This is a genomic window from Cerasibacillus sp. JNUCC 74 (assembly GCF_053667775.1).
The window spans coordinates 1,168,424-1,191,870 of record NZ_CM132207.1; the positions used below are offsets into that span (position 1 = coordinate 1,168,424).

General features: G+C 36.0%; 14 protein-coding genes and 2 pseudogenes. 7 read left to right on the forward strand and 9 right to left on the reverse strand.

Going from position 1 to position 23,447, the window contains the following annotated elements:
• Window positions 1–62: 62 nt before the first annotated feature.
• Window positions 63–6,134, reverse strand: coding sequence for a lamin tail domain-containing protein (locus JNUCC74_RS05220; protein WP_454067193.1), 6,072 nt, complete (start codon window positions 6,132–6,134; stop codon window positions 63–65).
• A gap of 1,400 nt (window positions 6,135–7,534) precedes the next feature.
• Here JNUCC74_RS05220 and JNUCC74_RS05225 point away from each other — a divergent pair.
• Window positions 7,535–7,699, forward strand: coding sequence for a LysM peptidoglycan-binding domain-containing protein (locus JNUCC74_RS05225; RefSeq protein WP_454067194.1), 165 nt, complete (start codon window positions 7,535–7,537; stop codon window positions 7,697–7,699).
• Window positions 7,700–7,752: 53 nt separating this feature from the next.
• On the opposite strand, the pseudogene JNUCC74_RS05230 reads toward JNUCC74_RS05225, so the two are convergent.
• Window positions 7,753–8,106 (reverse strand): annotated as a pseudogene (locus JNUCC74_RS05230) (transposase); the annotation flags it as partial.
• A 20-nt stretch (window positions 8,107–8,126) separates the two neighbouring features.
• A pseudogene (locus tag JNUCC74_RS05235) lies at window positions 8,127–8,284 on the reverse strand (IS30 family transposase); the annotation flags it as partial.
• A 341-nt stretch (window positions 8,285–8,625) separates the two neighbouring features.
• On the opposite strand from JNUCC74_RS05235, the gene JNUCC74_RS05240 reads away from it, so the two are divergent.
• Entirely contained in the window at window positions 8,626–8,772 is a 147-nt protein-coding gene (locus JNUCC74_RS05240) for a hypothetical protein (RefSeq protein ID WP_454067195.1), read from the forward strand.
• A gap of 428 nt (window positions 8,773–9,200) precedes the next feature.
• Here JNUCC74_RS05240 and JNUCC74_RS05245 read toward each other — a convergent pair whose 3' ends face one another.
• The 4 genes from JNUCC74_RS05245 to JNUCC74_RS05260 form a co-directional block, all read right to left on the reverse strand.
• Window positions 9,201–9,548, reverse strand: a complete 348-nt coding sequence (locus tag JNUCC74_RS05245; protein ID WP_454067196.1) for an ABC transporter — start codon at window positions 9,546–9,548, stop codon at window positions 9,201–9,203.
• Window positions 9,549–9,563: 15 nt separating this feature from the next.
• Window positions 9,564–10,079 carry an SAR2788 family putative toxin gene (locus JNUCC74_RS05250; RefSeq protein WP_454067197.1) on the reverse strand — a complete coding sequence of 172 codons (516 nt, stop codon included), beginning with the start codon at window positions 10,077–10,079 and terminating at the stop codon, window positions 9,564–9,566.
• 175 nt (window positions 10,080–10,254) lie between these two features.
• Complete coding sequence (locus JNUCC74_RS05255) at window positions 10,255–11,853, reverse strand: aspartate:alanine exchanger family transporter (protein WP_454067198.1); 1,599 nt, start codon at window positions 11,851–11,853, stop codon at window positions 10,255–10,257.
• Window positions 11,854–13,375: 1,522 nt separating this feature from the next.
• On the reverse strand, window positions 13,376–14,974 hold the full coding sequence (locus tag JNUCC74_RS05260; RefSeq protein ID WP_454067199.1) for an aspartate:alanine exchanger family transporter: 1,599 nt from the start codon (window positions 14,972–14,974) through the stop codon (window positions 13,376–13,378).
• A 233-nt stretch (window positions 14,975–15,207) separates the two neighbouring features.
• Here JNUCC74_RS05260 and JNUCC74_RS05265 point away from each other — a divergent pair, with 233 nt between their 5' ends.
• Window positions 15,208–15,774, forward strand: coding sequence for a sigma-70 family RNA polymerase sigma factor (locus JNUCC74_RS05265; protein ID WP_454067200.1), 567 nt, complete (start codon window positions 15,208–15,210; stop codon window positions 15,772–15,774).
• Window positions 15,775–15,818: 44 nt separating this feature from the next.
• Here the strand turns inward: JNUCC74_RS05265 and JNUCC74_RS05270 are convergent, their stop codons facing one another.
• Window positions 15,819–16,946 carry a M20 peptidase aminoacylase family protein gene (locus JNUCC74_RS05270; RefSeq protein ID WP_454067201.1) on the reverse strand — a complete coding sequence of 376 codons (1,128 nt, stop codon included), beginning with the start codon at window positions 16,944–16,946 and terminating at the stop codon, window positions 15,819–15,821.
• A gap of 140 nt (window positions 16,947–17,086) precedes the next feature.
• Window positions 17,087–17,254: an SIS domain-containing protein gene (locus tag JNUCC74_RS05275; protein WP_454067202.1), complete on the reverse strand. Its 168-nt coding sequence runs from the start codon at window positions 17,252–17,254 to the stop codon at window positions 17,087–17,089.
• A 431-nt stretch (window positions 17,255–17,685) separates the two neighbouring features.
• Here JNUCC74_RS05275 and JNUCC74_RS05280 point away from each other — a divergent pair, with 431 nt between their 5' ends.
• The 4 genes from JNUCC74_RS05280 (at window position 17,686) to glcT (ending at window position 23,442) form a co-directional block, all read left to right on the forward strand.
• Window positions 17,686–19,104, forward strand: coding sequence for a YfcC family protein (locus JNUCC74_RS05280; RefSeq protein WP_454067203.1), 1,419 nt, complete (start codon window positions 17,686–17,688; stop codon window positions 19,102–19,104).
• 103 nt (window positions 19,105–19,207) lie between these two features.
• Entirely contained in the window at window positions 19,208–20,317 is a 1,110-nt protein-coding gene (gene menC / locus JNUCC74_RS05285) for an o-succinylbenzoate synthase (RefSeq protein ID WP_454067204.1), read from the forward strand.
• Window positions 20,318–21,406: 1,089 nt separating this feature from the next.
• The gene (locus tag JNUCC74_RS05290; protein ID WP_454067205.1) at window positions 21,407–22,498 is read left to right on the forward strand and encodes a nitric oxide synthase oxygenase; all 1,092 of its coding nucleotides are present in this window, start codon (window positions 21,407–21,409) and stop codon (window positions 22,496–22,498) included.
• 98 nt (window positions 22,499–22,596) lie between these two features.
• Window positions 22,597–23,442: a glucose PTS transporter transcription antiterminator GlcT gene (gene glcT, locus JNUCC74_RS05295; protein WP_454067206.1), complete on the forward strand. Its 846-nt coding sequence runs from the start codon at window positions 22,597–22,599 to the stop codon at window positions 23,440–23,442.
• The last annotated feature ends 5 nt before the right edge of the window (window positions 23,443–23,447 follow it).

Consider the following 23,447-nt stretch of genomic DNA (forward strand, 5'->3'; position numbering starts at 1 on the left):
GCCTTTGTGTGTCGTATCTTAGTTAGAAGCTCTTTAATTTGTGCGTTACTAACCGAGCGCTTCTAGCTTTTGTTTCTTAATGAATAGGTTGTTTTTTTACGATAGGATTGATTCAGCCATACACTTGTACCAAGAAGTAATAAGAGTGTGCCGATTAACATCCAATTAAATATATTTGTTGCTGTATTCGGTAAGGAAGATGATCCTGTACCATTGTGATTGGAAGTATTTTCAATAATTGGAGCTTGGCTATCATCCCTTGTTTGATTTGGTTTCGATTGGTTGATGCCATTATCCGCTGCTGGTTGCTCCATGCTAGGCTTTTCATTGTTGTTATTATCTTGATCGCTTCCAGTAGATCCCTGGCCGCCATCCCTACCGGTAGAATTATCTTGCTCGTTTTTACCATCATTGGTACCTCCACCTGGTTGGCCGTCGTCCTCTGCATTTTCCGGCTTCTCTGGATTTTCTGGTTCAATGATTTCTCCATCAACGGTTAGAAAATTCCAAATGCTGGAGCGTGTTTTGCCGCCAAATTTATCCGTCGCTATCGTATACCAGAAATATTCATGGTTCGGATCTAAATCATTCCATATGACAGAAGCTTTTTTACCACTTGGAACATTGTTTACGGTACCGATTTTTTCGTCTGTATAAACATTGACTTCAATGTAATCCGTAGCAACCTTTTTTGTTTGTGCTGCTGTATCAAACTCAAAAGAAAATTCATCTTTTCCAGGATACTCCGTTGGATCATAATAATTATAATCATCCAGATAAGGAGAATACGTTTGGACATAGACTTGATTATCTTTCATTTTGAAATTAAAAATCCGCAAATATCCTTGACCGCCTTCAGGGCCGCCTTGATAATCAGCCAACATTTGATAAACGGTCCGATCAGCAACGCCGTCTCCGTTATCATCAATGTCATCTACCAACGTTTGGGCATTATGATAATGTCCAGACAATACGGCAAAGACATTTTCATTTGGTACAACCACTTTTTCAAAAAGCTGATCCCCGATAGGGCTTCTATTACCGGTCGCTAATAGATATTCATGTACATTAAGAATAGCTTTTCTGTTGGGATGAGCTTCAAGGACTTGATTTACCCAGGCAATGCCCTCTTCTTCAATTCCCCAACCAAGATATATCATAACAAAGTCAATACCATTTACAGACATTAAATCATAATGTCCACGGTTGTTTTGAAACGAACCTCCATAATAATCATTATTTTTAAAGCGATCTTCTCCAAAGAAACGACTATAGTAACTATAATCATGGTCTTTGTTGTTGACATCATGGTTTCCAGCAAGAACTCCATATGGAACACCTGCATCATCTAACGTTTTCATAGCTTTATCTGCAACATTCCATTGGTTTAAATCATTATACACATTTACGATGTCTCCTGTGTGGAAAACATATTCAATGTTTAGCTTTTCTCTATTTTTTACGATCCACTCTGTTTGCTTTTCATAAATATATGGATAGCTTTCCGTATAGTATTGTGTGTCAGACATCCAAACAAAGCTGAATTCTTCCCCAATAGCAGCAATCTGATCTTGAACGATAACACTTATTTTTTGATCTTGAACATATTCCTGCCCCTGAACAGTTCCCACAAGTTCAAAGTCTTCTTTTCCGGCAATCGTAGTTATAAGAGCATCCCATTTACTAGTTTGATAGTTCCAAGCGTACATGGTTACTTTTCTGCCTTCTAAGGAAGAACCGTTCCAAACAATTTCAATTTCGTCGTTTTCATCTACCTGTTGATCGACAGTAACATCAAAACGGTGATAAGGAAATTGATAATCGGATTCCGTTTCTAGTTTGTTTCCATCGCGTACTTGTAATTGGTTGCGCCTATCATCTGTTATACGTTCTTCTCCTTCAGGAAGATACCCCTTGGGAGGCTCGGTATCAACAGCATTCTGGGAAATGGTTATATTTTTATCTGTAGCAGTATATTGATACGCTTGATAAAAATCAACATTCATTTCATCATTTGTCGGATCTTTTACCGTAACGGATAGATTAGCACTGGTACTATCCGGATCATTTGCCAGCCAGTCAGGTAAGAACGGATGCTCTTCCACTACATGAAATGTTACCTTTTTTTCTACCGTATTGTTTGCGGCGTCTGTAGCTTGATAGACGAGCTCATGTTTTCCCGATTTTAAAAGGGCAGAAGATGTCTGATAAGGAAGTGAAATATATTCTCCATCTAATTGTGCAGTTAGCGAAGTAACTTCACTTGTTTCATCTTTTGCTGCTGCATCAATTGTAAATTCGCCTTTATATGTTTCACCATCTTTGATAGAAGGAAGAATAATCGGCTTTGTATTATCCGTTATAACCGTAGCGGCAACTTCTTCGTTATCCGAAACAGCTTTTATGTGATGCTTGCCATCGGGTACTTTCGTTGTATCAAATAAATAAGCGGTTGAAGCAAATTCTTCTTCTCCAAGATTAAACGTGAAATCATAAACTGCATTTTTTCCAGGGCTGTCGCCGATCGAATAATCCTGATTTGGATCACTGTATGTTGGATCATATATCGTTGTTCCATCAGATAAAACCAAGCGAATGTTTTTAATGGTAAAATCATCCCGATTTTCTTGAGAGGTTTCATCAAATGGTCCTACTTTGTTACCGGCCCGAATGGTAATGGTGTTTTCATTCTGTTTCAGTTTATCAGCAGGGATTGGAACAGTTAATGTAGTAAATTTCGTATGTGTATCATCGAATATCCGGAGAATTTCATCTCCCATCGTCACTCCGTTTTGAAAATAAATATTTGTATCTTTAACATCGAAAGCAAAATATGCCTCTGATTCCATTGCTTTAAAGGTGTTTGTCACTTCATTGTTATCGATAAATAATTTAGGTGCAGTTTTTCCATCATCTGTTGTCGCCTTCATTACTTTTTCTCCAGAAAGCAACTCATTATTACTAACATTTAGTCGTAAACCTTCTTGTATCGTTGAAGTTTTAATGTTGATTGTACTCGAATTAGAAATCGATTCATTTCTACCATCGCTTGCGACAAAATAATATTCTAATTCACGTTTGCCAATGAACTCTGGTTCATAAACAATATGTTCATATTTATCATCAGCTTGTGTTTCTAAATTAACTTTTTTAAAGTCGGCTGTTTTATCTGTGCGATAATAAACACTAACGGATTTAACATCAAGATTATCTGTAATGGTGGCTGAAAGAGTAACAGGTTCGTCTAAAGTAATTTCCTTGTTATTTGTTGTATGCTTAATTACTGGTTTTTCCAAGTCTTTAGATAAATTGACTTTTTCAGATGGCACTTGTTCTGTTAATACAGATCCTGGAGTTGCCGGCCATTTTCCAGCACTGATTTTTTTCGAATAAAGTCCTCCGTCGGTTGGATAACGATAAAAGATACCTTTGTTAGCTGCCGTATCATCTACATCAACTTTATCATTATAGCTTGCATAGGAGAGTTCTTTTCCTGTTTTGGTAGCAATAATTAGTGTACGCTGGCCGCTGTTCGCCATTGATGTATTATAAATCATAAAAAGGTTTTTCCCTTCTATTAAATTTGTTTTAAAATTCGCATTAAAATCAGCAGCTGTTTTATCTGTGTTTGCATGATTTATTATCCAGAATACGATTGTTTCTCCGGGATCAACCATCACTTCTTGGTCATCTTTTGGGCCCCAAATTAAGTCATTTCCCGCACCTGTATTCGGATAACGATAACGGATCGAATAGTCTTTAAAATTAATCGGTTCTGTTGAATTGTTATAGACTTCGATAAACTCATAGGCATCAGCGCCATTACTATTTGTCGTATCCGGAACAAGTTCAGTAATTAAAAGAGGCGGCACCTTTTGATAATCTATATTTTCTACTGGAAAGTTGTATTCTTGAACTTTAGTTTTTGTCTCACCCGCTTCATTGGAAGCTGTCAAATAAAAGTTTATTTTATCGCTCCATATCGCATCCCGGGGAATCGTCACGGAATAGATAGTCGGGTCATCTTTAGAAGGTTCTAATTGCCAAGTTTGATAATCTGCTTTGTCACTTTGTGAAATTGAAATAGTTGCTCCTAATAACTTCTGTTTGGATGAGATGTTTACATTTATCGTAATTTGATCATTGTCAACGGTAACCGCAGGATTTTTAATGACTGGTTTAGCTGCATTTTCGTCTTCAATCTTGACAGTTTTTTCCGGAGCTTGCCCAGGAACGATGGTTAATGGTGTAATCGTTTCACCAATTCCAACCTTCAGCATCTTTGTTCCTTGTCGAGGGTAACTGTATACAATGCCTTGATTTGGAAGTGTATCATCTGTTGCAGTATCATTATAGGTTGCTTGCACAATTTCGTTATTAAGCTTATCTGCAACGACTAAGGTGCGCTGATTGCCATTAGCCATTCCATCATTATAAATTTCTGTCACATGACTTTCTGGCAGATTTAGCCCATATTGTTGATTGAAGTCAGCAAGTGTTTTGTCTTGGTTGCCGAAATTTTTAATCCAGACAATAAAGCTTTCTTGCGGCTCAATTACTTTGTTATCAGATAGCTTCCATACTTGATCGGCTGTACCGTCAGGATAACGATAAAATAATTGATAGTCTTTCATATTAATAGATTGGTTTGAATTATTATAGATCTCAATGAACTCATAACCATCTGCTTTATTCACATTTGTAGTGTCAGGAGTGATTTCAGTAATTAATAGCTTAGGAAGCTTTTGCGTATCCATGTTCGTTACTTGATCGACGGTAACGTGTATATCATTCTCTTTTGGGTATACAACTGTTCCGCCGTCCATAGTCTCTGCAACTATTTGGTAGCTAAAACTAGGTGACCAAAGGTATTGTTTTGGCACCGTTACGGTAAATGTATCTGTTCCCTCCATTTTTATAAAAGAAAGCTCTTGGGTCATCATTTGCTTTCCAGTTTTATATTTTAGTGTCAAGTTTTTCACATGAGAGGCAGTTGCGCGAATAGTTAGATCGTTTGCATTGGAAATCTGTTCCACCGGCTCGTGCTTAATAATCGATTCTTCGTTAGCCGTTTCTGCTTTATTTGTAGAGTTTTTATTCTTTTTTTCTTGAACTGGTTTTGTGGAATTGGCTGTCTTTTCTTGTTTGCTGTTATCTTGGGGAGTTTCTTGAGGTACTTCTATTTCCACTTGTTGATCTGGTATTTGCCCATGAATTAATGTACCAGGTGTAGCTGTTTCGGTTAGGCCACCGTCATTCATCTGGTTATTGTGAAAATAAAAGAGTTGACTTGCACTAGCTTCACGATAGTTGTAGGTGATTTCGAATAATTCTTTATGTTCCTCTTGTTTAATAAATTTGATGGTTGAATCTTTCGTTGATATGGCTACATGACCAACCATGATGAATTGCTCACTTTTTAAGTTTGTATTGTAATGATGATTAAAGGTTTCCACATGATTCGCTTTGTTAGTAAAACGGATGATTTTGGTCTTTCCAGCTGGAATTAGAGGTGAATCATTAAATTCAATTTTTTTACCCTGAATCAACAATGAATAATCTTTTAACGGTACAGCTTCTGTCGTGTTGTTGTACACTTCGATAAATGGCTCTTTACCTAGGTTAACTTCCGTTATCATAAGATGTGGAGCGGCTTGTGGATCAGCCTTAGATTCTTTTTTGATAGGGACTGTAAAAGTGTTTGAAGTTTGTTGGGCTTGTCCATCATCAGCTACAATCCAATAGTTGATTTTTTCTGACCAAAGAGAAGTAGCTGGGATAAAAGTAGTAAAGGTATTATTTTCTTCCTTATTCATCATTACTGCAACCGGCTTAGAAAATAGTGTAGGCTGATAGTATAAGGTTGCTTTTGTTGCGGTTGGAATGGTTGCGGTTATTTGCTGATTTTCGTAAGCAATAAACGATTCAGGTACGTCATGTTGAATTTCTAATGGTTGCTTTATTTCTTCAGATGAATTGGAACTTTCATTTGATTGCTCATTCGATTTTTCTGTATGTTGCTGTGAATTAGAAACAGCGGCATAAGCAATAGAGCTAGTTTGTAATAAATTTGTCATGACTAGCGTAATTGCAGTTATTACTGCCAAAAGCGTATGTAATTTTCTTTTTTTCATTTTTATAACCATTCCTTTCACTTTCGCTCAAGGCACAAAACGGTATGAAATGTACTTGTGCTGAGCGCTTTTTTATTATTCTAGATTTATGGGGATGCTTAGTTAACTACAAATCACGTGGAGGTGAGTGTACCATTCTGTACAGAGTGACCGCATTTTTATATTGTGTAAATTGCTTTTCAAGCACAAATAAGTGTGATTCGAGCACGCAGACTTATCCTTTGTATAAACATGACTCGTTTATGGCTGGGTAGTCAGTCAATACTGCTCTATCCCTATATATTCTAGAAAGGAGATACATCATGGTTTAAAACTTGTTTACCCGATCTGTTGTGGAATTGATGTCCACAAAACCTTTGTTATTGCCTGTATCGCTACAAGAGTTACTTTCTACAAAACACTTAACTGTAATTTAGCACATTTTGAAGAAAAAGGACCTTATAACCCAGAGCTATATAAAAAATCAGATGTTCTTCCTGTAAGTCGTGAGATAACGGTCGAACAAGCCATTGCACTCGCAAAATCTCAAGGTTTTCGCATTGCTATATTAGAAACTAAAGAACATAGACAAATTGCTATTGGTTTATAATTTTTTTAAAGAAGTCATCTTTGATGGTTTATTTGGCATATAGTTTTAATTTAAAAAGTAATTATGGGGTTATTTCATACTTTCCCTCCCTTTTATAGACTTTATATAAAGTATAAATATTAACTATTAATACTCAGTTAAAACAATGTAAAGATTTGTAAAGCATCACAAAAAGCGAAAGGAGTGCATATATCATCGGTTCTTTTCACTTTTTTATGTGTGTCAGGCATGGCGACTATCTTAGTGGTGAAAGTCCACTGTGGGGGTTACACAACAACCAACCACTAGAGAAGCGCAAGGCACTTATCGTGAGGAAAGGGTTGAACAATTATAGTGTTTTTACACCATGAATGCACGAAGGATAAACTTCTAAATGAGTTAATGAGCGCTGATAAGGCTGCGCTTTTTTTAGTGGCTGATGTGGAAGAACAAACCACAAAGGGTGTTGCAGACATGGCGCCAGCTACCAGGCATTTATTGATACGTTGAAAGCGAAGGGGTGGAAGGGTGATCTATATTCAGGCCACGACACCTATAAGCCGCTGGACATGGACAAGGTGAAAGCAGACTTTGTTTGGATCCCGCGTTATGGTAGCAACAAGCCAGCTTGCCCGTGTGATTTATGGCAATATACGGAGACTGGTCGTTTTGTGTCCAGTAATGTGGACTTGAACAAACTGACTGGTAGCAAGTTGTTGTCATATTTTACTGGTGGTAGTCTAATGTACAGCAAACCGCTAAACCGGTGAAGCCATCCAGTAAGCCTGCTGCCGCTTTCAGTACTTATACCGTAAAATCTGGGTCAGGCATTGTGGCTAAGTATGGTACAAGTGTAGCAGCCCTGCAGCACCTGATCTATAAGGGACAAAAGATCAAGCTGTCCAGATCTGCACAAGCAAAGCCGGCCGCTAAATACCATACAGTTAGAGCAGGAGATGCCGTATCTGGACTTGCTGTTAAATATGGTAGTACGTAAGCGCAGACCAAGACATGGAATAAGCTTTCTGATGTCAATAAAATTTATGTGTGTCAGAGACTACTGATTAAATGAGAACGGGGCTGGGACAAAACTAGCCAAAAATAAATAAAAATGGTTTCGATCATCGGTTTTTGATAATTGGAACCATTTTTTGTTGGTTTATTTCCATTATCGATTGTTTGGCTTCTGTTCATAGCGATATACTTCTTCAAGTTCACCTCCATGAGCGCAAAACCTAATTCATTTTCTACTTTCTCTTTGCCCCTGACGGACAAACGAGTGAAACCCAAATTATCCTTCAAAAATCCGAAGACTGGCTCTACATCAATTTTACGTTTTCCATAGATTTCACCAGTTTCTTTATTCGAAAGCTGTTGTCTTACATATTCTTTTTGTTGTTCCCATTTTTCGGTATGACAGTTTGTCAAATTAAGTGCAACAGTTCTTCCTGAAACGCTTCGTGTGTAGTTTTCCAATTTAAACATTTTCAAGGTCTATTGTTGATCAGTGTTAGTGCATTTTCTAGTTCTGCATCTGAGGCTTTAGCCAAAACGATTTTTTAGGGAGGAACTCTTGTAATAAAATTTATGACGTAGAACACTCAAGTTTTTGTTTTCTAACCATCCTTGATATATCCCAACGATAAATGGTTTACATGCTAAGCCCCTTGAAATAAGCGTCCGACAATGTGTTCTGGACCAGGTAAGCTTCAATTTTAGGTGTTTCACTTAATATTACAATGCGTCATGTAACCCAGCCTACAGTACTTTTTAGTAATTATTTTTAGAGAGTCTAACCACAGTTCTTTGTTTATCTGTTAATCAGTTAGATAACGCTAGACGTTTGATTTCATACAAGGATACAGAACAAGGAGTGCGTGGCTTGAAGCACAGCGTAATAGACAATACGAAAGGATTAAATCAATGATTTATGAGGGTATTGACGTAGCCAAGCATAAACACCAAGTGGCAATCATTGATAATGGAGGTGAAATCTACGAACATGATTTAGTTATATATCAGGATTTCAAAGACTTCATGAAAAACTTTGTCGTGGCAGAAGTAGCGTAAGAATGCCAAATAGCGATGGAAGATACTGGCCATTATAATGTTCCTATCCTACAATTTTTCACGATTAATAGCCAATTATTCACCAACGTTCAAGGCGTACTATGAGAAAAAGCTAGCTGAGGGTAAGCACTATAATGTGGTGCTCAGCCATGTAACGAAGAAATTAATAAGAGTGATATTCCATTTTTACTGTAAACCGGTGAATCATATAAAGAAGTATGTGCGTAATGTAAAAAAAGTGAAGCTATGGTAAATAGCGTTGCAATAATCTCAGATTTCAAACTACAAATAAGCTTGATGATTAATTTGAAATTCACAAATCATCAAACTTATTTGCCATGCTCCAAAGCTTCTAATGGAAAATACTAAATTTATTGCTAAAAGCTTATTGACTTTATATAGTTAGCCTCAAAGTATAAAAAAAGTGATTAGTATAGTCTTATTGATTCTTTGAATTCATTAAATGCATTTTTACCGTAATCATCACCATATTGATTTATATGTTTTTGAATTTCATCAAGATGTTCATGGAGAAAAGAATGTATTTCAGTAGTATCTGCTAGATTATATATTTCATGAAGAAAATCTATAGTTTCTCCAATAAGAAAGCTATTATTAAGTTTTAATAAAACTGAACATATTTCTGGTATAGCATTAAATGCTTCTTCCGCTGAAAGACCTTCAGTAAGTTCTTCAAAAGACTCTCTGAAATACCATTCATTTTGATCAAGTTCTGCTTCCCAATTTTCAAAGATATTTAGTAGTTCTTGTTCCAACGATGTTGACCACCTTTATTTGTATTTGAAATCATCAAATTTCTTAGTCTTCTTATTATAATTGAAGTGGATTGTAATTGTTTTACTACCTTTAACTTTAAATGTTCTTTGCATTTTAACCCATCCTTTTTTACCAGGCCAACGTTTATCCGTCATTTTTTTTGATGGAAGAATTTCTTTAGCACCTTTCAAAGGGTTGGATAAAACACTTTTCATTGCGATTTGTTCTTCAAGATTTTTAGCTGTAGTTCTCCCTGTAGACCCCTTTCCTAGGGACTTTTTTTTCAGTTGTTTATTTAAATCTTTAACTGCGCTTTTAATAGCCTTTTTTCCAAATTTCTTTACAACCCATTTGATACCAAATCTTGCTAAAAATCCGACTATTATAGGGATAGCAGGTATTACAGAGGCACTGATTTCAGATGAATTTATATCAAATACTTCACCAGTTTCCTGATCAGCTTTATCTAATAAACGATTAAGACAAAGGGGTATCCCCTTTGTCTTAGACCAATATCTAAAAGTATACACTGCAATATCTTTCTACGTGGGGGAAAACCTTTTTGAAAAGTAGCTTTGTCGTCTAGCTTTAAGCGCTCATCTGCTAGCAAACTTCGAATTTCTTCCTACGATAAGTCAACATCGGCTCGAATTATTTCAAATACCCATAATATAAGTTAGAAAATGTGTTTTATTGAGCATGTGATTACATAAAAAACATCATTAATTGCGCTGAAATGGCAACAAAAATAAGTGAAAATGGATAAGCAGCAGCGTAGGCAATAATGGCATCATCTGTATCGACTACTTGGTTTAATACACCTAAGGCGGGTGTACTTGTTCTGCCTCCGCATAGCGAGCCAAGTGAATGGACAATGCTAAGTTTAAACAGTTTTTTTGCTGCTAAATATCCTAAAAAGATTGGCACAAGTGTTATTATTGTGCCTCCAATTGCCAATTTAACTCCTTCTGTTTGAATCACATCTACAAAACCCTTTCCTGCTGTTGTACCTGCACCCGCTAAAAATAATACAAGTCCTAATTCACGAATAACATGATTAACAGGCTCAAAATAGCGTACATGAATCGGACCAATATGACCAAAATGGCCGATAATTAAGGCGATAAATAAAGGGCCTCCAGCTATTCCGAGCGTAATTGTTCCAAGTCCCGGTATGTAAATGGGGAGCATTCCAAGCATGATCCCTAATAATAGGGTTATGCTAATCGAGAAAATATGAATGTTTGTAAGTGTCACATTTTTTTGTGAGAAGAGTTTTTCTACCTGGTTTAAACGATCTTCCGTGCTTACAATTGTTAATACATCGCCACGAAGTAAACTCAAATTTGGATGCTGGTTTAATTCCAGTCCTTCTCGTTCAATTCTAGTTACTGTCGCACCATATTTTTTTCGGAGCTTCAATTCTTGAATACTTTTTCCGATTATCGTTTCGTCCTCTACAGTTACTTTTTTGAATTGTATATTATCAGGATTTTCAAGCTGGGTATTCACTTGCTGGCCAACATAATTACCGAAAGATTTCAGTTCTTTCTCTTCGCCAACAGTAACAAGATTATCACCCATTAAAACTGTAGTATCACTGAGCGCAATCATCGTATGACCATTACGAATAATCCTGCTGATGACAACGGCTTTTTTACTGATTGCAAGCTCTTTTAACGTTTTTTTATGGAGCTTCGGGTTTGTAACTTTAAATGCCATGACTTCAGGAGAATGTTCATTTTTAACCGGATGATTCGTCTTCTCTAAGTCTTCCATAAGGTCTACTTTACTAAAACGGGGCAAAAGCTGAACAAATAGAATGATTGCAAGTACTCCAAAAGGATAGCCAATTCCATAGCCCACGGAGGCAATTGGATCGTTTGTTGCCTGTAATGCAGCAGCTAAGCCCGGTGTACTTGTTAATGCTCCCGTCATCAATCCGATACTTAATGGTGCTGTAAGATCAAATACTTTTGCAACTAACACTGTCGTTAATACAGCGCTGGAGACGATAAATAAAGAAATAACACAAAAAATGATGCCATTTGAACGAATCATTCGGAAAAAACGTGGCCCGGCTTGAAGACCGATAGCTACAGTAAATAAGCTCAATCCGAATTTTTGAATGATTGGTGAAACTTGATACCCAAAATGACCAAAAATCATAGCAATGAGTAATACTCCGGCAGTTCCTAAGCTTAATTTTTTTATTTTGATTTGACCTAGAAAGGAGCCAAGAAATAAAATAATAAAAACTAAAGTAAGTTGTTCATCTAGTAGATCATGCAGTAAAGATTCCATTTTCCTCTCCTCTTTCATTTATCCCGCAAGTAAGGTGCCGTAATTTTCTCCATTGCAAAATATGCTAGTGATGTTAGGAACATGATGAGAAAAAAAGCACCTAAATGCCCGATTCGTTCAGCTAGCATTTCTTGGGAAAGGCATTCCAAGAAATGAAGTTTCACTTTATAAACATATTGTACTACAAGCCGATTTAAAATCTTAGATTCAAAAGCAATGTTCAATAAGTTTTCAAGCTTCTATGGGCTAATTAAGTATGTAACCGTTTTTAATTAACTGTAAGTTGTTTTTATTAAGAAATTTATGAAAATAAAGAAGTGAAAAATGCATAATTGATTAATGAACAGGGAGAAAGAAAAAATGTATGCATTTACATTTTTGTTTTTGTCTCATATGTTTTGGCTGCTCCATGGACAAATGATTGACATTGTAGTTGTATGAGATGCACAAAACATTCAATTAATTTAGAATGTAGGTTATAAAAGTGACAATGAAAACAAGAAAAACCTTTATTATAATAATCCGTCACTTTGAAATAAATCTAAACATGGTGACATGTTGGATTAGGGAGTACAAAGATGGTAAATACGGAGATATAGATATAACCACGTAACCACTGCTTTGGATCTTGCTTCTAAACTGATCGTCCATAGAAATGATGTATTGAAAAAATTATTGGGAGAGAGTGCCGTCAAATATGATCTCCATATAGAGCTGTTATAATAATATGGAAGAAACGTATATCTGGATATAAATTTAAATCTTATGGGGGGCTGTGAAGCGGTTACGTATTTGTGAATTTCTACAATTATTGACATAATTATTCTAGTATTCATGTCTATCACTTGTTACAAAAGAGTAAGGTAGTTATAGAAGAAATTTGGGTGTTTTTCTTTTTGTCCACACTTTGTAGCTGTCAATTCTGAAATGGAAGTAAGGGCGAAGTATAGCGGACAAAGCCATTACCCTTTACGACATAAAAGAATTGGCTATCGTCTTAAGGAATAGCTAACGAAAAAAGAAGTGTATTTTGAAGAGTGTTATTGTCAAAAAAAGGGTTAATCTGTTAGTACAGAATTATAAAAAATTGTGCAATGCGGCTAATTTGTTTTAAAATTAGCCGCATCCAACTCAGCACTTAGTGATCCTAAGGTATCGTTTCAACTTCTTACAGCTTAGAAATCTTACACCAACGCGTAAAGCACCTTGTTGAGGGCGGATTAAGAAGCCCAATTTTGCTCCTGAAAAGTCGTATCATGTAATTCGTTATCTTGTGCAATAAAGAACATAATATCGAGAACTATAAAAAAATTATAAATTGAATGATGTTACTTACAGATGAATCGTTAGCGTAGATTCAATCAATATATAAAACATATTATGTTTAGGTTGTAACTGTTTGCCGTTTATTAAGTTTTTATTTTACTATAGGAAAGCATAAAATTTTAGAGTTTATCGTATAAGAAAAACTGTAGCTTTCGTTAAAGACTTGGCGACAAGCCAAGTCTTTCTAATATAGACGTTAAAAGAAAATTAAAATGAGTTGAGCAGCAATGGATCCAAAAATAAGTGAAAATGGATAAGCGGCAGCATAGGCAATTGCCGGGTCTTCTGAATCTACTAACTGATTTAAAGCACCTAGTGCTGGGGTGCAGGTTCTGCCACCACACAGTGTGCCAAGCGAATAAACAACACCAAATTTAAACAGTTTTCTGGCCACAGTATAACCGATAATAATCGACACGATTGTTATGATAGTACCACTAACAACTAATTTGAATCCCTCGGTTTGAATGACTTCCACTAAGCCTTGTCCTGCTGTCGTCCCTGCACCAGCTAAAAATAAAGCAAGACCTAATTTCAATATTACGTGATTAGCTGGCCCATAGTAGCGTACATGAATTGGTCCAAGCCTACCAAAATGACCGATAATTAAAGCGACGATTAATGGTCCTCCTGCTAACCCAAGTTTCATCGTGCCAAGACCAGGAATAGGGATAGGTATCATTCCAAACAAAATTCCTACTAATAGTGTAATACTTATAGATAAGATATGAATATTCGTTACCGTTAGCTTTTTTCGGGAAAAGAGTTTCTCTAATTCATCTAATCGACTTTCACTACTTACCATTGTTAAAACATCGCCGCGAAGCAACGGCATAGTTGGATTTTGATTAAGCTCAATTCCTTCTCGTTGAATTCTAGTTACGGTTGCTCCGTATTTTCGTCTAAGTTTAAATTCTTTAATACTTTTACCAACAATTTCGTCATCTTCAACCGCTATTTTTCGAAATTGAACATTATCTGGATTTTCTAAAAGTGTATCTACTGGTTCCCCGACATATTTGCCAAATAATTCAAGTTCATGGGCTTCTCCGACTGCAACAAGGTGGTCACCCATTAAAATAATTGTGTCGTGAAGTGCGATCATTGTATGACCATCTCGAATAATTCGGCTAATCACAATGGAATTTCGACTAAAAGCAATTTCGCTTAATGTTTTTTTATGCAACTTTGGATTAGTCACTTTAAATGTCATTACTTCTGGTGAATGTTCCGTTTTTATTGGATTGTTTGTTTCTTCTAAATCTTGGATTAGGTCTATTTTACCAATACGGGGCAGAAGCTGTATGAATAATATAATAGCTAATACTCCAAACGGATATGCAATCCCATAGCCAACCGATGTGATTGGATCATTGGTTGCTTGAAGAGCTGCTGCTAAGCCTGACGTATTCGTCAACGCACCCGTCATTAAACCAATTGCTAATGGAGGTGATAGGTGGAAGACTTTTGCTACAAAAACAGATGTGAGAACAGCGCTACAGACAATAAATAAAGAAATAAGGCAAAAAACGATCCCATTAGAACGCATCATTCGGAAAAAACGCGGTCCTGCTTGAAGACCAACAGCAACAATAAATAAGCTAAGGCCTAAATTCTGAATCGTTGGTGATACTTGATAACCATAATGACCAAAAATCATGGCAATAACTAAAACGCCTGCTGACCCTAAGCCAATCCCTTTAATTTTTAATTGTCCTAGCCATGACCCAAGGAACAAAATAACAAAAACTAAAATAAGCTCTTCACTAAGTAAATCATGTAGTAAATCTTCCATTTTAATCTCCTTAAATTCATTCTTCCTATATATATTACTACAACTAGATAGAGAAAACGAAACCAATTGATAAACTTCACTAATATTTCAAGCTTATTGAGAGAATACATAGGTTTAAAACGGTTTTTACTAATATACAAGCTCTGGTAAAAAAGAATGATGTTTGTATTATGCCACTATTTGTGTGATTCTTACGAAAATAGGAATAAGAAGAAATAATTAGGGGGATGAGCATGGATAATAATATGCATAAGATAAATATGACGTTTGAAGAAATCGTTAAGCAAAATGAGCGACGAATTTATTATCAGATCCATAAACTTAATATACGTGATCCACATCAGGAATTTTATCAAGAGGGATTAGTAGCGATGTGGAATGCATATGAAACCTATCGAGCGGACAAAGGACCAATGGCAACTTATTTTAATTATACCATTCGCAATCGATTGATTGATTTAATTCGAAGTAAAGCTAGAGAACAAGAAAAGTTAAATGTCTATCGCGAGTATCAGCAGCTCAATAAAACGAGCGGAAATTTTTATCGTGCTGGCAGTTTAAAGAAGCAAGTGCAAAGCCAAGAGCCAATGCTGGTAGATTACGACGATTTAATTAAAGAAGCTTATCAATTATTAAGCATAAATCAATTAAAATGGTTTTATTTCTTTCTTATTCAAGACATGTCGATAAAATCTATTTCTGAAAGAGAGGGTGTATCGATTGATGCTGTGAAAAGCTGGGGAAGAGAAGCAAGAAAAAAATTGCGTGCTGCTAAGTTCTTGAATGAAGATTTATGCTAAAGGGAGAGTTGAATCGAATATCCCCTTAGCATGTTAAAAAAGTTCTATTCGTTATTGTGATAAACTTGTTGAACGGCTTTAAATAAAATATGTACCCCATTTATTAAGGCATCTTTATTAAATGTCATCTGTGGATGATGTAAGCCCGGTGTTAATTCACAGCCTAGTCCAAGCATTGTTGCTTTTAATTCAGGTTTTTTAATCGTATAAAAGTGAAAGTCATCTCCACCTGGTGTAAGTAATGGGGGGTCAACATTTTCTGAGCCTAAGACATTGCTAATAGCCGATTCCATAATAGATATTGCTTCTGAATTTATTTTTGCTGCTGCAATACCACGTTTCTCTATAATTTCTATTTCAATGCTATTTAAGCTTTCGATTGCTGTGAAAATTTGTATTACTTGCTTATCTAATTCTTCCATTGCTTCATTTGTCTGAGCTCGCATATCTAGTGCAAAAATAGCGTTACCGGGAATAATGTTGGTACTTTTGCTGCCAGCTTGGAATTTTGTCATTTTTACAGAGTGGGGAATAGTCGGGTCTAAATGAATTTTATTTAGTAAATGAACCATTTGTGCACCTACTTCAATTGCATTACTATTTAAATGCGGCCGAGCTCCATGCGCATCATGTCCTTTAATTTTTGCCTGGTACATTTTTGTTGCTCCATGTACAATTACTGGAGTAGCATGATGCATTTGAGTTTCTTGCTGTGGACGTAAGTGAATGCCAAATAAATAATCAACATCCTCCATAGCTCCTTTTTCAACTAGTTTTAATGCGCCTTGCCCCGTTTCTTCGGCAGGCTGAAAGATAAATTTAACTGCTATATTGTCCATAAGCTCGGGTGTTTCCTTCAGCTTCCATAATAATCCTAGGACGATGGCCATATGTGCATCATGTCCACAAGAATGATTTGCCTGAAACACTCCATCTACTTCTTGCCAAAGAGCATCGATATCCGCTCGGACTGCTACTACAGGTAAATTTTTTTCAAAGTTTCCTAATTGTGCTATTACTCCTGTATGGTCTGAAAAAGTAGTCACTTCACAGCCATTTTCCTGCAATATGTTTGCGATATAGTTTGTAGTATTTATTTCTTCCCAGCTAATTTCTGCATGTGTATGTAAATAAGTAAATGTGTCTTTCATCCTTTGTTCTAAATACCCCATACTAATCCTCCCCATTTTTAATAAAGTATTTCGTTGATTGTACTTTGCCTATTTTACAATCCGTTCAAACAGTTCAATCAAAATAGCATTGATATAAGCTAATATCACTAGTCCTTTACTAAAAAAATGATGTTGTGTTGTTATAGAATGACAACATCAGCAAAATCAATAATTAGTGCGATCCTGAAATCTGTAAAGGCAATCACCTTAATCCCTTTCTTTTTTGCTTCTGCTGCTAAACGGATGGTATCTAGTGTATATCGATAGTAAGAGAATATAATACATTTTTTCTTTGAAGGTAAAACCAAGTAGTCCAGCATCTGTTTCTGGCTGGTATCATAGAGCATTGCCCATAATATAATTTAGATAAAAATACATCCAATGGATAAATGTAAAGGAATGGTGGTAACCAGCAATACTAATTCTGTTTACTTTTTGATTATTGTGTTGAATAAGATCTTGAATAATTCAGTATTTAATTGCTAGATCCTTTCTATCATCGTAATGGCTTGTTAGAAGCTTTTTGTAAAGGCGTTGACGTAGGATCTTTTTTTACGGTGTGGTTGTTTAAATTGCAAAAGATATGGACAGATTTTCTTTTATAAAGGACTAAAGCCCCATGTATTGAGTTCTTTTTTTGAGCAGTTAACGTATTTCCGTTATTTTTTATTGCGATAAATTATATCCTTTATTATAATAAAATGCAAGTTGGTAAAATTTCGAAAATTCAGGAGGGGTTATGATAAATTCTACAGGGGAAAAAGAGAAGCGGAAAAGGAAAATGGCTTTGCCTGATGCTTATGTTATCTTATTTACTATTTTGTTATTAGCTGCAATTGCTACTTACGTGGTACCAACAGGAAGCTTTGAACGAGAAACAGTAAATGATATCACGACAGTTGTACCGGAAAGCTATCAAAAAATAGATCAGCAACCAATATCACTGATTGAGATATTTACTGCTATTCAGCAGGGAATGATCGATTCAGCAGGCCTTATTTTTCTTGTCCTCATTATTGGGGGAGCTTTTGCAGTTATTGAATACACTGGGGCGATTGATGCTTTAATTATGAAAACAATCAATCAGACCAAGGATAAGGAATATTTGCTAATCATTATTGTAAGCGCTTTATTTTCTGTTTTTGGTGCATTAGGAATTATTGTGAATGCGGTTATTGCGTTTATTCCGATTGGGATTATATTAGCGCGTTCTATGAGGCTAGATGCTATAGTAGGAGTATCCATTATTTACTTAGGGGCATATGCGGGTTTTAATACGGCATTTTTAGATCCGCTAACAACGGGAATGGCTCAAGAAATTGCCCAAGTTCCATTATTTTCAGGGCTAGGTTTACGAATTTTAATTTATTTAACTATATTAATTTCAACCATTGGCTACGTTTGCTGGTACGCAATTCGAGTCAAAAAAGATCCGCTGAATAGTATTTTAGGCGAACATCGCTTTCCAAAAAATGCTGATAAGGACATGTCAAATGCACCAGCACCATTAACAATTGTACATAAATTGGTTTTAGGCTGGCTTGCAATTGGTATAGGATTCTATGTATTCGGAGTATTTCAATACAATTGGTCATTGAATCACATGGCTGCTATGTTTATCGTTATTGCAATTGGTACGGCAATAATTGCGAGAATTAATACTAATGAATTTGTTATTCAGTTTTTTAATGGATGTAAAGGTTTGGTCTACGGGGCTTTAATTATTGGCATGGCCCGTTCCATCGTTGTCGTATTAGAAAATGGACAAATTTTAGATACGATTGTTCAAGGGATGTCCAAAATGATGGACCCTTTTACAAGTGTAATCGGTGCGATCGTCATGTTTATTGCAAATTTTTTGTTTAATATTATTGTATCCTCTGGAAGTGGGCAGGCAGTGATTGTTATGCCAATTATGACTCCACTTGCAGATATGATGGAGATCCCTCGACAAGTAGCTGTTCAAGCATATAAGATGGGAGATGGATTCTCTAATGTTATTACACCAATATCAGGCGTTTTAATGGCTACCTTGGCAATTGCTGGAATACCCTGGGGGAAATGGCTTAAATTCATTATGCCATTAGTGATTATTTGGTGTGTCATTGGTATTGTTTATTTAACGATTGCTGTCATGATAGGGTGGGGACCTATTTGAAAGCGCACTTAAAATTTATCTTTTTAATACTGTTTCCCCGAATGCCAAAATGATAGGAAAGCATATATAACATATTTACAAATGTAAAAAGGAGCGATAAACGATGGAAATGAACGAAATTATTTTGTATAAACTAAAGATGAGAATGAAAAATCCATTTACAACCAGTTTTGGAACCGAACAAGATCGAATATTTTTGTTAGTAGAGGCAAAAGATGCAAATGGACGTTCTGGTTGGGGAGAAGGAGTAGCTTCTGACCGTCCTCTTTATAGTGAAGAATTTACACAGCAAAGTTGGTACATGCTGGAACAATTTCTTATACCTGAAGTTATCCATCGAAAAATGGATCACCCTAATGATCTTCAAGCAATTTTTCAACCTTATAAGCGAAATCATATGGCTAAAGCAGCTTTAGAAGGAGCTGTATGGGATCTATATGCAAAGCAGAATAACCAATCGTTATCACAAGCTTTGGGAGGAAGTAAGAATAAAATTGAAGTCGGTATTAGCTTAGGTATTGAAGACAGTTATGCTAAACTATTGGAAAACATTCAAAGTAAAGTAAATGAAGGATATAAACGGATTAAAATAAAAATTAAACCAGGAAAAGATATTGAAGTAGTACGAGAGGTACGAAAACATTTCCCTAGTATTCCTTTGATGGTTGATGCTAATAGTGCTTATACCCTTAGGGATATCGATGTTTTAAAAGCATTGGATGAGTTCGATTTAATGATGATCGAGCAACCGCTTGCAGCAGGAGACCTCATTGATCATGCGAAGTTGCAGAAGGAAATAAAAACACCTGTATGTTTGGATGAGAGCATTCATTCCTATGACGATGCACGTCAAGCTATTGAGTTAGGAAGCTGTAAAATTATTAATCTAAAGATTGGCCGTGTTGGTGGTCTGACAGAGTCCAAACGCATCCATGATTTATGTGAACAGGCAGGTATTCCATTATGGTGCGGAGGAATGTTAGAGTCTGGAGTTGGACGTGCACATAATATTGCCATCGCCTCACTTGCTAACTTTACACTACCTGGTGATACGGCTTCTTCATCCAGGTATTGGGAGAAGGATATCATTGATCCAGAGGTAGTTGCCGAGCAAGGGGTACTTACGGTAAATGATTTCCCAGGGATTGGCTATAATGTGTTGATGAACGAGGTAGAGAAACATACGATGGAAAAGAAAGTGTTCACGAAATAAAGCTAATGGGGGATGGCTGTATCCCCTTAGTTTAAAAGTAATTTAAAAAATGAGTGTTGTAAGTAAACGCAATCAAAGGCGTCTACTCCAATAAAAAATTCATTTTAAAACAACAGAAGCGAAGTGTAAAAAAAGCAAAAATATCTTTATTTGTATTCAAGTACTAACTCAGTGGAGGTTAGTATAGATAAACAGCAATCAAATTTTACCATTGGTTGAAAGCATCCGACACAGTGACCGCCACAAATATGGTTGGCTCATTCCCCATATTCTATGAGAAAATGGATGTTTTATTAGATTAGAAGAATTCGACATTTCTTCCTTTTGAACGGGCTCTTGATGATTCCGAACAAGCATTGGAACAACTGGAATGGTTAAAAAATCAGTTTCCGGGGATACAATTTGATAGTTATCAGCAATCAATACAACAGTCTAGGAAAATGTTTTCACAACGCTGGTCGATTTTTTTACTGGTGATTTTTGTTATTCTTATTGGGGAAATGTTAGGAACGATTAATACTTTAGTAAACCGTATTTACTAGAGAAAAGAATTTGCAGTCGTAAGAGCGGTTTTTAGATGAAGAAGGCATGATACACAGTTTTTTTATATCTGTTCTGTAGTATTGTATTTGACGTCATATCGGGTGTGTTGTTTACGTATTTACTAAATTTGATTGACCTGGGAACGAGGGCTACCTTTACATTTGTATGAAGTATAATTGAGCTTATGCTTCTGAGAGATTGTGGAGTTTTTATCCGGATTGCATAAAAGTTGGAAGTAGAAATATTGGGTTAGAATTAAAATATATCCTTTCCTTTATGTTAGACGTATAACGATTGTAGAGTAATCTCTTATTTGCTACTTGAACGTGGCAAGAAGAGATTTTTTTGTATTCTTTCCATGTTAGTTGAGTATTTTATTTGACTAACACATCTTGAGATGGGAGAACCATCCACACAATAAGGTTTTACTTTATCCCTCCCTTGCATACAAGCTCCTTGAATAAAACATAAATTGTCAGCAGTTTGTCATACATGATGGGAAATGTTTTTGTTACACTATGTAGGAACTTGCAGGGGGAGGTCTATATGCATAAAGATCAATTGTGGGAAGAGGCTAACGCTTTTTTACGAATGTATTATCAAGAACTTCATTTATCATCAGACCAATTAGCAAATAGACTGGCAGTGATAAAACAGCAGATTGCTGCGACGGGAATATATGAACATACCTATGAGGAATTAAGCTATGGGGCTAAAGTAGCCTGGCGCAATTCCAATCGATGTATTGGACGACTATTTTGGAATCGGTTAGAAGTGATTGATGCAAGAGACGTACAAACAAGTCAAGATGTGTTTCACTATTTGTATGAGCATATTAAGAATGCCGGAAATAAAGGTAAAATAAAACCGTTAATTACAATTTTTCCACCTGAGCGTCCCTATCGTGAGCAGCCTGTTAAGATATGGAATCATCAACTTTTACGTTATGCAGGCTACGAAACGGAAAACGGCATTATTGGAGATCCTGCCTCGCTAGAGTTTACCAAAGAATGTCAGAGGCTCGGCTGGCAAGGGGAAGGAACGCCGCATGATTTATTACCATTAGTTATTCAAGTGAATAATGAGCCACCTCAGTGGTGGAAGCTACCTAAAGATATAGTAATTGAAGTAAACATTCGACACCCTGAGACAGATATTTTTGCCGGACGATTGGTGAAATGGTACGGTGTTCCGATCATTTCTGATATGCGATTGGAAATTGGCGGGATAAATTATATAGCAGCCCCATTTAACGGCTGGTATATGGGAACTGAAATTGGAGCAAGGAATTTAGCTGATAAAGACCGCTATAATCTATTGCCTATTGTTGCTAAACAGTTAGGTTTAAATACAGAGCATGCTAGTACGTTGTGGAAAGACACTTCTCTTGTTGAATTGAATAGAGCTGTACTTGAATCGTTTAAACGGGCTGGGGTTTCGATGGTTGATCATCATACAGCAGCGAAGCAATTTCAAGTATTTGAAGAAACAGAACAAAAGCAAGGAAGAGAGGTTACCGGGAAATGGTCCTGGTTAATTCCTCCGCTTTCACCAGCGGCAACCCATGTTTTTCATAAACCCTATAACAATACAACGAAGAAACCAAATTATTTTTATCAGCCACCACATTGGAAATAGCTGCTCTTTGTGATTTTATAATCTTAGATAATGTTTCATCGAGAAAAACATGTTATAATCATACGTGCCGCAGAAAATGCTGTGAGAGGATAGAGGCTTTGAACATGTTTAGGGTTAAGAAGTCATTAAACAATAATGTACTAATTGCTTTAGATGGCCAAGAAAAAGAAGTCGTTTTAATCGGCAATGGGATTGGATTTCATTATAAAAAGAAAGATATTGTTGACGCACAGAAAGTTGAAAAAATGTTTGTATTACGCGATCAACAGGAGCAACAACAATATAAGCAGTTAATCCCAAATGTGGATGAAGCTTTATTGCATTCCATTATTAGTGCTATCGATTTGATTAGAAAACGATCTGACGTTATGCTGAATGAATCCGTGCATGTTGCGCTGACGGATCATATTCTGTTTGCAGTTAATCGTATGATGAAGGGATTAGAAATTAAAAATCCCTTTCTTGCTGAAACAAAAACGCTTTATCCTTTTGAATATGAAATTGCCTCGGAAATTGTCGATTTTATGAATCAACGTTTAGATATTCATTTGCCAGAAGGAGAAATAGGGTTTATTGCCTTGCATGTACACAGTGCAATTTCCAACAAAAGGCTCTCTGATATTAATAAATATTCACAGCTCGTCACTCAATTTGTTGATATTATAGAAGAACAATTAAAAATTAAAGTTGATAAAGACGGGGTGAAATATATTCGTTTAGTTCGACATATCCGGTATACAATTGAGCGTGTATTAAAGGGAGAAACTGTAAATGAACCGGTAAAAATAGCTTCCTTATTGAAAAAAGAATATCCAACATGTTATAATTTAGCGTGGAAGTTAATTAAAATAATGCAACAAACATTAAAAAAACCGGTATATGAAGCAGAAGCAGTGTATTTAACGATGCATTTGCAGCGTTTATATCAAAAATATGAATCATAATTTAT

Bases quoted from the DNA above. Each gene is read 5' to 3' on its own strand.
- JNUCC74_RS05220 (WP_454067193.1), bottom strand. From the start codon at position 6,134: ATGAAAAAAAGAAAATTACATACGCTTTTGGCAGTAATAACTGCAATT.
- JNUCC74_RS05240 (WP_454067195.1), top strand. From the start codon at position 8,626: ATGATTTATGAGGGTATTGACGTAGCCAAGCATAAACACCAAGTGGCA.
- JNUCC74_RS05255 (WP_454067198.1), bottom strand. From the start codon at position 11,853: ATGGAATCTTTACTGCATGATCTACTAGATGAACAACTTACTTTAGTT.
- JNUCC74_RS05260 (WP_454067199.1), bottom strand. From the start codon at position 14,974: ATGGAAGATTTACTACATGATTTACTTAGTGAAGAGCTTATTTTAGTT.
- JNUCC74_RS05265 (WP_454067200.1), top strand. From the start codon at position 15,208: ATGGATAATAATATGCATAAGATAAATATGACGTTTGAAGAAATCGTT.
- JNUCC74_RS05270 (WP_454067201.1), bottom strand. From the start codon at position 16,946: ATGGGGTATTTAGAACAAAGGATGAAAGACACATTTACTTATTTACAT.
- JNUCC74_RS05280 (WP_454067203.1), top strand. From the start codon at position 17,686: ATGATAAATTCTACAGGGGAAAAAGAGAAGCGGAAAAGGAAAATGGCT.
- menC (WP_454067204.1), top strand. From the start codon at position 19,208: ATGGAAATGAACGAAATTATTTTGTATAAACTAAAGATGAGAATGAAA.
- JNUCC74_RS05290 (WP_454067205.1), top strand. From the start codon at position 21,407: ATGCATAAAGATCAATTGTGGGAAGAGGCTAACGCTTTTTTACGAATG.